Origin of the sequence: Anaerorhabdus sp., assembly GCF_036657415.1 — a bacterium.
Lineage (GTDB): Bacteria > Bacillota_I > Bacilli_A > Erysipelotrichales > Erysipelotrichaceae > Anaerorhabdus.
Genome location: NZ_JAVXGL010000063.1, coordinates 1 through 11118, shown reverse-complemented (window position 1 = coordinate 11118; position 11118 = coordinate 1). Strand labels below are relative to the sequence as shown.

The 11118-nt window shown below is 30.7% G+C and carries 10 protein-coding genes; all 10 read left to right on the top strand.

Annotated elements, in window-relative coordinates; translation table 11 throughout:
• Positions 1–545 precede the first annotated feature (545 nt).
• The 10 genes from RSB60_RS08765 to mutL all read left to right on the top strand — a co-directional run bounded on the left by RSB60_RS08765 (position 546) and on the right by mutL (position 11095).
• A complete protein-coding gene (locus RSB60_RS08765; RefSeq protein ID WP_332615801.1) occupies positions 546–1196 on the top strand; it encodes an HAD family hydrolase in 651 nt (216 codons plus the stop codon).
• A gap of 86 nt (positions 1197–1282) precedes the next feature.
• Complete coding sequence (locus RSB60_RS08760) at positions 1283–2617, top strand: MATE family efflux transporter (RefSeq protein WP_332615799.1); 1335 nt, start codon at positions 1283–1285, stop codon at positions 2615–2617.
• Between the two features lie 87 nt (positions 2618–2704).
• Entirely contained in the window at positions 2705–3112 is a 408-nt protein-coding gene (locus tag RSB60_RS08755) for a PTS sugar transporter subunit IIA (protein ID WP_332615797.1), read from the top strand.
• A gap of 43 nt (positions 3113–3155) precedes the next feature.
• Positions 3156–4724 carry a PTS system mannose/fructose/sorbose family transporter subunit IID gene (locus tag RSB60_RS08750; protein ID WP_332615795.1) on the top strand — a complete coding sequence of 523 codons (1569 nt, stop codon included), beginning with the start codon at positions 3156–3158 and terminating at the stop codon, positions 4722–4724.
• A gap of 69 nt (positions 4725–4793) precedes the next feature.
• Positions 4794–5885 carry an SIS domain-containing protein gene (locus RSB60_RS08745; protein ID WP_332615793.1) on the top strand — a complete coding sequence of 364 codons (1092 nt, stop codon included), beginning with the start codon at positions 4794–4796 and terminating at the stop codon, positions 5883–5885.
• 12 nt (positions 5886–5897) lie between these two features.
• Entirely contained in the window at positions 5898–6374 is a 477-nt protein-coding gene (locus RSB60_RS08740) for a PTS sugar transporter subunit IIB (protein WP_332615790.1), read from the top strand.
• 45 nt (positions 6375–6419) lie between these two features.
• Positions 6420–8342, top strand: a complete 1923-nt coding sequence (locus RSB60_RS08735; protein ID WP_332615788.1) for a BglG family transcription antiterminator — start codon at positions 6420–6422, stop codon at positions 8340–8342.
• The gene (locus RSB60_RS08730) at positions 8343–8726 is read left to right on the top strand and encodes a PTS sugar transporter subunit IIA (RefSeq protein ID WP_332475997.1); all 384 of its coding nucleotides are present in this window, start codon (positions 8343–8345) and stop codon (positions 8724–8726) included.
• Positions 8719–9204 carry a PTS sugar transporter subunit IIB gene (locus RSB60_RS08725; RefSeq protein ID WP_332615786.1) on the top strand — a complete coding sequence of 162 codons (486 nt, stop codon included), beginning with the start codon at positions 8719–8721 and terminating at the stop codon, positions 9202–9204. Before RSB60_RS08730 ends, RSB60_RS08725 begins: the two co-directional genes overlap by 8 nt.
• A 103-nt stretch (positions 9205–9307) precedes the next feature.
• Positions 9308–11095, top strand: coding sequence for a DNA mismatch repair endonuclease MutL (gene mutL, locus RSB60_RS08720; protein ID WP_332615785.1), 1788 nt, complete (start codon positions 9308–9310; stop codon positions 11093–11095).
• The last annotated feature ends 23 nt before the right edge of the window (positions 11096–11118 follow it).

Below are 11118 nucleotides of genomic sequence, written 5' to 3'. Positions count from 1 at the left end.
GAGTGCTTTTATTACTTATTCCTTTACGCAACAAAACAGATAGAAGAGAACTTTTATTTTATAGTCAAAACTAATCGTTGGAAAAACCTCGAATTAACGCAAGAAAGTTAAATAACATAATTTTCCATAATTGAAACAAATTATTACGATAGTGTTTATGTATAGTATAGTCAAGCAAGAGATAATAACTTGCATGGTGAACACAATCCCCCTAATTGTGTCACAATATACTATCCCCTTATATATAAAAAGAAGAAACCCGTAAAAGGGTTTTTTCTTTTGCCTAGTTATTAACAACCCATAATTTACCATAATAAACACAAATTATTTTGATAGTGATTTGTTATAGTATGTATGCAAGTATAACGACTTGCATGAACACAATCCCCCTAATTGTGTTGTTATTCTATCCCCTTATAGTTTTAATTCTTAAAGAGAAAGCCCATCGAGGCTTTTTCTTTATATTAGAGTTCACCATCAATAGTGAATTTTTATGACTATATTAAATGTTAGAATAGTGATAATTTATTAGTGGGAGAATGAATATGAAAAAAATTATTATATTTGATATGGATGGCGTTTTAATTGATTCTGAGCCTGTATATTATGAACGACAAAGAGAATTTCTGCAGTATAAAAAATTTGATTTCTCAGAAGAATTGTTAGATTCAATGGTGGGGAATACAGGGGAGAAAACATTTCAATTATTTAAAGAGGAAATTCCTGGATTCTATCAAATAAAAGAAGAATTCACGGAAGAAAAAAGAATTTATTTTAAAGATAGACCAGTAAACTATAAAGCGATTATAAATCAAAATGCTAAAGAAATCATAACTTGGTTGAAAAGTGAAGGATGGTCAATATCTATCGCATCATCATCACCATTAGATCATATTTTAAAAATAGTAAAATTAATAGAAATTGAAGAATTTCTTGATTATATTGTTAGTGGTGAAGATTTTGTAGAGAGTAAACCAAATCCTGAAATATATAATCATGTGGCTAGTTTGTATCAAGTTGCCTCAAAGGAATGTATTGCGGTGGAAGACTCAACATTTGGAATAGAAGCAGCATTGAAATCAGGAATGAAAGTTATTTGTAAAATTGATACACGCTATGGTATCAATCAAGATGGTGCTGATGTCTATATTGATAATTTAATTGAAATAAAAGATAAAGTTTATAAATTGTTTTAACAAATTGAATTCACTATTATTAGTGAATTTTTTTGTTTTATAAAAGCTAAAGTAATTAGCTATAATTCGCAAAGGGAGATAATCATATGACGAATATAGATAAAATTTCCAATAAGCAAATTATGTTAATTTTTGTTCCAATTGTTTTACAACAATGCATTATGAATGTGCTTAATATTATAGATAACTTCATGGCAGGACGATTTGGAGATGTTTTTATTTCGGGAATAACGATTGTTAACAGAGCATTTACAATTCCAAACAGTATGTTTATGGGGTTAATTGCAGCATGTGCGGTTTTTATTTCTCAGTATCATGGTAAAGAAGATAAAGAAAATATAATTAAAGTGTTTAAGATATCGATAGATGTTTCGATAATAATGCTTCTTCCGTTTATAATAATAGGAATTTTTCTTCCTGATTTCATTGTTAGCCTTTTTACTAAAGATTTAAGAGTAATTGAATTTGGAGCAATATACATGCGATTAGTTGCACTATCACTTTTACCTTATATGTTGTCACAATGTATAGCAAATTCATTGAGATCAATTGGTCAAGTTCGCACCTCCTTGGTAATCAATTTTGTTGTGGTATTTGCCAAAATAAGTTTAAACTATGCTTTTTTGTATTTTCCTTTTAACTTAGGAATAGTAGGCGCGGGGTTGAGTTTAATTCTATCGCGTTTAATAGAATTATGCTTATATCTAGTTTTAATGAAATCAAGTACTTCACTATTCTCAATTAAATCATTAATAAAAGCTAAGTATGATTTTCAAATGGTAAAGAAAATAATGGCTAAAATGTTACCACTTGGATTAAATGAACTTTTATATGGAATCATACTTTCACTACTCTATGTACAATATGGGTCCTATAACAGCGAAACATTAGCGGGTTATTCAATTGCGCTAACATACTATGAATTATTTCGAGTCTTGTTTGGTTCAATAGGGATGACAATAAATATCTTTGTTCTACCTAGTTTAGGAAGAAAAGAATTTGATAATGCAAAATTGCGTGCAAGCAAATGTTTTCGATTTGGCATTATGGTTTCATTGATTTTCGCAATTGTTATGTACCTATCAAGTTATTCAATTACTTCAATTTATTCTGGGACTGATGCTTCATTGAAAACAGGTACAAGAATTTTAAGAATAATAGCATTAATGTTTCCTTTTACAACATTGCACTCATTGTTCTATTTTATTTTTAGATCTGGTGGAGACAATTTTTCGATACTAATTGTGGATTCATTATTTATGCTTTGCATAACAGTTCCAATTCAATATTTATGCATTCATGTTTTCAAAATGAATATTTATACAACGCTTTTGACTGTGGAATCAATGTATTTAATCAAATGTTATATAGCAATGATACGAATAAAGAAGGGAGTATGGTTAAAAAATTTAACGAGTTGATTTTCAATTTCACTATTGTTAGTGAAATTATATGTGTGTTCATGAAGTCAAAAGAAAAATAAACTATGAGTAGAAAAGGTGATAACTATGAAATATATAATTGCTAGTCATGGACAATATGCAGATGGATTGTATTCAGTTGTAAAACAACTTGCAGGTGATGAAAAAGAAATTTATGCAATTCTTGCTTATATCGATGAAGAGACGATAAACGAAAAATTCAAACAAGTAATACAAGATGATAATGGAACATGGATTATTTTCACTGATATTTTAGGTGGAAGTGTAAATCAATATGTAATTAATAACTACAATGAAAGCCGATTTAAAATAATCGCAGGTATTAATCCATATTGCGTGTTAAGTATTTTGGAACTTGATGAAGATGAGCATTTAGATGAAAACATTCGCAACATTATTAATGAGTCTCATAAACAAATGTGTTATGTGAATGATTTTATAAAAGAAAAAATGGGAGGTGAAAAATATATTTAAAACATCGCTATTAACATAACTTATTAGGAAAAGGGGTGAAAAAATGTTAATACAAGCGTTATTATTAAGTTTAGTTTATTTGTTGGCAAGAACAGATATGATTAATGGATACATGTTTGTTGGTAAGCCAATCGTATTAGGACCAATTGTTGGATTGATTTGTGGCGATTTAACACAAGGGATCATCATCGGTGCAACTTTAGAATTAGCATTCATGGGTGTTATGAACATTGGTATATCTGTATCGATGGATGTAAGTATCGCAACTATCGTAGGTGGTGGATTAGCTATACTTACTGGACAAGATGCTGCTGTAGCATTAACAATTGCAGTTCCAGTTGGTATTTTGTTTAATATGTTAAAAACATTCGTTCGTGTTTTCATGCAATATTGGATTATGAAGATGCAAAAAGCATGTGATGAAGGAAATTACCGTACGGTTGAAATTTATCATTGGTTCTTATGGTGGGGATATTCTATCGTAATGTGTATTCTAGTATTCGTTTCTATTTATGCAGGTACAAATGTAGTTCAATCTGTTGTTGATTTTATTCCACAATGGATATATACAGGTTTAAAAGTAGGTACATCAATTTTACCAGCACTTGGATTTGCTATGTTGATGAATATGATTTGGACAAAAGAAGTGGGAGCATTTTATTTCATTGGATTTGTGTTAACTTCTTATTTAGGTATGAACAATACTGGAGTTGCTATTTTAGGTGGGTGCTTAGCGATAATTGCATTCTTCTTCTTTGGTGAAAAACCAGATATGATGGCCGATGATGACGAGATGAGTGATCGCGGTACGAAGAAGCTATCTAAAAAGGCATTGATGGGTGTATACTTACGTGCTCATACATTAGAAGCATCATTTAACTATCAAAATTATCAAGGGTCAGGATATTGTTATTCAATGATTCCAGCTTTAAGAGAGTTATATCCTGATAAAAATGATTTAGCAAAAGCATTACGTCGTCATTATGAATTCTTCAATACAACTCCACAAGTATCAACATTGATATTTGGAATAAGTTGTGCAATGGAAGAAGAAATTAGTAGCCGTGAGGATATGGATCCTGCATCAGTGAATGCTGTAAAAGCGGCATTGATGGGTCCATTAGCAGGGATTGGAGATTCATTATTTCAAGGAACATTCCGAGTAATTGCAGCTGGTGTAGCAGCAGAACTTGGTTTGCAAGGAAATATTATGGCGCCATTTGTTTTCTTGATTCTTTATAACGTTCCGCATTTTGCAGCAAGATGGTGGTTAATGTGGAAGAGCTATGCTTTAGGAAGCAAATTTGTAAATAAGATATATAAATCAAATGTAATGGATAAGTTAACTTTATCGTTTGGTATATTAGGGATGATGGTAATTGGTGCGATGACTAGTTCAATGGTTAGCGTATCTACTCCATTAGTAATCCAACTTGGTACAATGGAACCTTTGCCATTACAACAATTATTCAATGAGATATTGCCAGGACTACTTCCTTTGACAATAACTTGGATTACTGCATGGTTATTGAAAAAGCAAGTCAGCATGTTGAAAATAATGATGGGCATGTTTGTAATTGGTATCGTTTGTAGTGTTTTAGGTATTTTATAAAAATAAATCAGACAAATGGTGTTGATTTTTCCAACACCATTTGCCTATAGTAGAAGGAGTAATAAAAATATGGAAGATACAATGTATGGATACATTCAAGAAAGTGGGCAACTTGTACGAGATAATGTAAATAAATCACTCGAATTAACAAAGAGTGCAGTGGATAAATATTGCGAAAAAGATTTTAATCGCATACTTATTATTGCATCTGGATCATCATATAATGGCGCATTTTGCTCGCGATTTTTTATGGAAAAAGTTTTAAAAGTAAAAGTTGATATTGTAACGTCATTTACATTTGAATATTACGAAAATATATATGATGAGAAAACATTTGTTTTTGGAATCGGACAAAGTGGTAGAAGCGTAAATACCAATGATGCATTAGACAAAGCACGAAAAAATGGTTTAACAGCAGTGGGATTAACTGGAAATACAGAAAGCGTAATGAAAGACCATATAGACACAATATGCAATTGGGGAATGGGAATTGAAAAAATTGGGTTTGTCACAAAAGGTGTCGCAACACTTACAGCATTCTTAAATTTATTTGCAATTGAAGCAGCAAAGAGAAAAAATATCATTACAAATGATGAGTATAATCAGTTCAAGGAAGAAATGATTTGTACTTCATATGAAATGGATAAAATGGTTGAGGTTGCGACGAAGTGGTATGAAGATAATGAAGAAGAATTAACAGATTTAAAACGAGTACAAATAATTGGTTATGGAACATGCCATGGTGCTGCATTAGAAGGTGCATTAAAAATAGCTGAGACAACAGGGCATGCAGCGACCGCTTATGAAATGGAAGAATTTTTACATGGGCCAGCGATCGAAACAAACCCAGATCGTACAGTAATAATTATTGACGGCAAAGGAAAACCATCTGATCGTTCAATGCAAATTTATGAAGGTGTTCATAAATTGACAAATCGAGTGTTCTTTATTACTGATCGAGAAATAGATGATAAACGAGTTCTAACGATTAAGCATAATGTTCCAGAGTATTTTAATTCATTAATTTCTTGCATTCCTTTCCAAATTATTTCAAGTAAAGATAGAGATAAATGGACAAATCCAATGGATGCTGCCAGAAAAGAAATGAATGATATGTTAGGTTATAAATCACCTAAAACAGGAAAAGAATTAGGAATTTAGGAGGGTGTATCAATGATAAAACTTTTAAGAGTAGATGATCGATTAATTCATGGAGCAGTAGCATTCTCTTGGACGAAGCAACTTTCAATTAGCTTAATAATTTTGGCAAATGATAAGATTGCAAAAGATGATTTTCAAATCATGACACTGGATATCGCAAAACCACGAGGAACAAAACTAATTTGTGCTAACATAGTCGATTCAATTGAAGAAATAAAAAAACATTTAACAGATTCAGTAAATGTGATGATTGTGACTAATAATATTTTGGACGCGGCAAATATTTTAGAGGAAGTGCCAGGAATTAAATCGCTAAACCTTGGTGGGCTTCGCAAAAAAGATGATACTGTAGAAAATCTAATTGGTGCAATTGCAGTAAGTCGTGCTGATATTGATATCTGCAATGGGTTAGTGAATAAAGGTTATGAAGTTGAATTACGCTTAATACCTGATGGAAAGAAAACATATTTTAAAGATTACAAATTATAGAAGCTTGGTGCAAATGTGCACCAAGCTTTAAAGATAGGAGGCAAGATGAAGTATTTAAGTAATAGATTAAATAGCATATTAAACTGTTTGTTGCATAATGAAGAATATGTGACAAGTGTACAGTTATCAGCACTTGCGAATGTTTCCACAAGAACAATAAAAAAAGATATCGTTGAATTAAATGAATTTCTAAAAGAATTTGAAATGGAAATTATGTCTAAAACAGGAGTGGGATATTCTATAAATATAAAAAATTACTTACTATATAATCAATTGCTTCAAGATATGAAAAATAGTGGAGTGAAAAAAGTTGAAGAAATACCAAAATACAGATATGAACGTGTTAATTACATAATCAAAAAGATGCTGACTGTTGATTACTATTTAACGTTAGAAGACTTGATGGAAGAACTATATATTAGCAGAACTACTCTCACAGCTGATATGAAAGAAGTAAGAGAAATTTTTAAAGACTATAATTTAGATATAATTACTCGTCCAAACTATGGAATTTTATTAGTTGGTGATGAAATGGCTAAACGTTTATGTATAGCTGAATATTTTTTTCATTCAAATGTATCAACTGGATATTTCGCCGCAGATAATGCAATGTTTGTAAGTGATACTAATCAAGTAGAAATAGATTTCATTAGTAATACTCTAAGTGAAATTAATGAGAAATTGAATATTAAGATGGCAGATTTATCATTTCAAAATTTTGTTATTCACATATTGGTCGCTATCCGAAGATGGAAATTCTATGGGTATATTAAACAAGATAGTATGTGCTTACAAGATTTTGATAAAGAAAGTAAAGAGTTTGTTGCTGCGAAACAATTAATTGAAAAAATAGAACATTATTTTAATATTCTATTACCTGATACAGAAATTTGTTATTTTGGGTTACATTTTAAAAGTAAACATATTGCAGAAATAGATGAATTAAAACGTGAAGATATTGAATTAGGTGAGAAAACATTTTACCAAATTTATTATACATTACAACATAATTACAATTATATTGTAAAGAATAAACAACTCTATGAAGAATATTTACGACTTCATTTGCCAGCAATGGCAAGTCGATTAAACTCCGGACTAGTAATGCGAAATCCACAAATAAATGAGATATTGAGTAAGTATTTATGTTCAACGCATATAACGGTGATTCTTTGTGAAATTATTGAAAAAAACTTTGATGTACGCATGAATCGAAATGAGTTTGCATATTTAGTTTTATATACAAACTTATTGTTTGATTTTAATAAAAAGTACAAAGAAAAAATACTTCTTGTTTGTGGACGTGGCAGGCCAGAAACAATAACACTAATTAATGAAGTGAATGAGAGTTCATTGCAAATAAGCAACGATATTGAAATATGCGATGTCTTGTCACTTGAAACAAAGAAACTAAGTCAATATGATTATATTCTAAGTACAGTACCTCTAGAAAAGAAAATTAATAATTCGTATTACTATTTAAATAACGATATTTCTTATGTTCCTGAAATAGAAAAGATTATAAGAAGTGATAAGATTTCTTATAATAGAGTTCATGATTATTTTAGCGAGGAAACATTTGCATCGGGTTTGAAAGGTACAGCGAGAGATGAAATATTTCAAGAAATAAGTAAGAAATTGAACATGCCAGAACTTGTTAATTTATTTTGGGAAAGTGAACATATTATTAGTCACGAAACACTTAAGAATGTAGTATTTCTGCATGTTACAAAACCAGTTCAAGGAAATTTTGTTTTTGTAGGTTTAATGAAAAAACCAATAATTTGGAACAAGCAATGGGCACAAATTGTAGTCTTTGTGAATATTAATGATAATTTACAAAAACTATTTAACTGTTATTTATTTTTAGAAGATAGTCTATTTAGAGATCATGTGTCAAATTCACTATCAAAGATTAGTAAATTTGATGATTTTGAAGAACAAATTCTGAAGAAGGAGGGGATTTAAATGAAAATATATATTGCTGGACATGCGAACTATGCAGAATCTGTTTTCAATATATTAAAATTTTTTAAAGAGAATTTAGAAGATGTAGATTTTATGATTTTTGATAATACATACGAAGAAAGATTAGAAAAATTTATTCGCGATAATGAAGGTGAAGAACTGATTGTGGTAACTGATCTATTAGGTGGAAGTGTAAATGCATGTGCAATGAATCTACTTAAAAAATATCGGTTTAAACTTTTCTCGGGAGTAAATATTGCTTTTCTGTTAGAACTCATTTTTTCAAATGATACAAGCGAAGAACATCTCCGGATGATTTTAGAAGAATCTAGGAAAGAAAATGTTTTTGTAAATGATTTATTGAACAGGAAAGAAAATGATTAAATTAGTTATTGTTGATGATCGGTTGCTTCACGGAAGAATTGCATTCTATTGGTCAGAGTATTTAAAGTTAGATAGAATTGTTGTCTTAAATAATGAAGCATCTGAAGATGAATTTACAAAAATGATTTTAGGGTTAGCGAAGCCTAGAGATGTTTTATTAGAAATTGAAGATATTGAAAGTGGAAAAGAAAGTGCCAAAAATCATATTACCTCAGAGGAAAATGTATTGCTGATTGTTGGAAATTTATTTGATGCAAAAAAGATCATGGATGAACACAAAAGCCTTAATAAAATCAATATTGGGGGCTTAAGACCACGACCTAATTGTAAGGAACTAAACGAAAAAGCATCTTTTACTGTTGAGGATATTACAATCATAAAAAAGCTATTAGAGAGAAAGATAACCGTATCTGTTAGAACATTACCACAAGATAAAGCGATAATTCTGACGGAGGAAATAGTACAATCACTTACATAAATAACAAAGAAGAAAACCAGACGGTTTTTTTCTTTTTCTACATAATACAAAAAGAGGACTAAAAATGATAAACTAATAGGGTAATAGATTGTGAGGGATTATCATGGGAGTTATCCAAACATTAGATATGCAATTAACCAATATGATTGCGGCCGGAGAAGTTGTAGAAAGACCGATGGGAATTGTGAAGGAATTGGTAGAAAACTCAATTGATGCAAAGGCAACAAGAATTGAAGTATCTATCACACAGGGCGGAATACAATCTATTGAAATAATTGATAATGGTATAGGCATGGATAGTGAAGATGCGACAATGGCATTTAAACGTCATGCGACGAGTAAAATACATAAGACACAAGATTTATGGTCAATTAAAACATTAGGATTTAGAGGAGAAGCATTACCTTCTATTTCATCAGTATCAGAAGTTGTTTTAGAAACTAATGATGGTAAGGAATCTACAAAAGTTGAGATTCACTATGGTGATATCATTAGTGTGAAACCATTTCCATGCAATCAAGGGACCGCAATACGTATTACTGGTTTATTTTATAAGACACCTGCACGCTTAAAACATTTGAAAACAGTTTCTTATGAAAATTCACTGATAAGTGATGTTATCCAAAAATTCGCATTATCACATCCTGAAATTGCCTTTACATTAATAAGCGATGGTAAAGAGTCATTTAGAACAACGGGTTCAGGTGACTTATTGGAAGTAGTTTATCAAATTTATGGTAAGGATATTGCAAAAAATGCCATGATTATTGATGATGGTGATTCAGATTATAAGATAAAAGGAATATGTATTCACCCACAATTTACACGGGCAACAAGAAATGCAATAAGTGTATTCTTGAATGAGCGAATGGTTCGTCCATACCGTATTCAAAAAGCTATCATTGATAGTTATGCAAATTATATTCCAAGTGATCGATATCCAATTGTTATTTTGGATATTAAAATGGATAGTCAACTTGTGGATGTGAATGTTCATCCAAGTAAGTGGGAAGTTCGTTTATCTAAGGAACAACAATTAGAGTATTTAATTAAAGAAAGTTTACCAAAAATATTGAATGCACATATCCAAGCACCGGAAGTTAAATTAGAAAGAATAAAAGAAGAAAAAATAGTTATCCAAAGTTTTTTTGAAGAACCAACACCAACAAAGAAAGTTGAAGTATTTCAACCTGTTGAACAAGTTGTTGAAGAACAAAAAGTGGATTATAAATCAATCGAAAGAAAAATTGAAGAACCAGTATATGTTGAACCTGTCGTGGAAAAGATTGAAGTTATTGAACCATTACCTAAACGCGAGTTTCCAAAACTTCGTGTGATTGGTCAACTACATGGTAAATATATTCTTTGTGAAGGTGATCAAGGACTTTATATTATTGATCAACATGCAGCTCAAGAAAGAGTACATTATGAGCAATTCTTACAAACAATGAATGATACAAAACATGTTATGAATCCATGTCTTGTACCACATATGCTGCATGCATCTAGTGATATGGTTCGTCGTGTTGATGAAATCAATGAATGTACCAAAGCAATTGGAATTGAGTTTGAGGCTTTTGGTCAAGATAGTTTAATAGTAAGAGAAATACCAATGTGGCTTAAAGATGTAGAAGAAGGCGTCTTCTTACAGGATCTATTAGATAACTTTAAAGATGAAACAGAGATTAATAAGAATAAGATTCACAAAGATAAAATTGCAACGATGGCTTGTCATCATTCAATTCGTTTTAATCGTTTTTTGACCCAAGAAGAAATGCTAGAAGTAGTTGAACAACTAAAAAATTGTGAACAACCATATCATTGTCCACATGGCCGTCCAACATTTATTTGTCTAGATGCTTCAAGACTTGAAAAGGAGTTCTATCGATGAAAAAAGTAGTGGTATTAGTAGGA